This window comes from Halomonas sp. SIMBA_159, from assembly GCF_046536035.1.
GTDB classification, from domain to species: Bacteria; Pseudomonadota; Gammaproteobacteria; order Pseudomonadales; family Halomonadaceae; genus Vreelandella; species Vreelandella venusta_A.
In genome coordinates, this window is the sequence record NZ_JAWJBT010000704.1 from 1 (window position 1) to 267 (window position 267).

The 267-nt window shown below is 48.7% G+C and carries 1 protein-coding gene; it reads left to right on the forward strand.

Features of this window, described 5'->3' with window-relative positions:
* On the forward strand, positions 1-267 hold a 267-nt coding region (locus tag R0J87_RS21015; RefSeq protein ID WP_498888695.1), incomplete at both ends, for a DUF2157 domain-containing protein.

Here is a 267-nt window from a genome sequence, read left to right on the forward strand (position 1 = left end):
GGGGCGTTGATTCTAGGGGCAGATTTAGGGTTAATGTCGCAAATGTTCCATCAAAGTGGGGCAGTTTATGAACTGTATCTAGTTTGGGGAATCGGGGTTTTGGCAATGGCTTATGGCTTGCAGTTCACTTGGCTTGCCGTTTTTGCGATCGCGCTGATTGGAGTCGGTTACTGGTGGGGCTTACCCAGCATTTTTGATCCTGTTGCAAGTGGCAATGTGTCCCTATTAATGCGATATATGCCTCTCTGGGCGATCGCGCTTTACATC